Source organism: Mesorhizobium sp. M1A.T.Ca.IN.004.03.1.1, assembly GCF_003997555.1.
Classification (GTDB): Bacteria; Pseudomonadota; Alphaproteobacteria; order Rhizobiales; family Rhizobiaceae; genus Mesorhizobium.
In genome coordinates this window covers 1-266 of sequence record NZ_RZTV01000438.1, presented here as the reverse complement: position 1 = coordinate 266, position 266 = coordinate 1, and the positions used below count along the sequence as shown (strand labels likewise).

Here is a 266-nt window from a genome sequence, read left to right as displayed (position 1 = left end):
CCCTTATCGCCACCTCCGTCGCCGCCGGCTCGCTCGTCGGCACCGTCCAGCCTTCGGCCGCCCATAGCCACCACCACAACCGCGAAATCGGTATCGGCATCGCCGCCGGCGTCGGCGGTTTCGTCCTCGGCAGCCTGCTCTCCCAGCAGCAGCCGCAGCCGGTCTATGTCGACGAATATGGCGGCGGTTCCTGGCATGTCCGCCGCTGCCTGGCCCGCTACGCCAGCTACGATCCGGGCTCGGACACCTATATCGGTTACGACGGC

Annotated in this window: 1 protein-coding gene; it reads left to right on the top strand. The window is 68.4% G+C overall.

Features of this window, described 5'->3' with window-relative positions:
• The coding region (locus EOD29_RS32340) for a BA14K family protein (protein WP_164763974.1) at window positions 1-266 on the top strand (266 nt) is incomplete at both ends.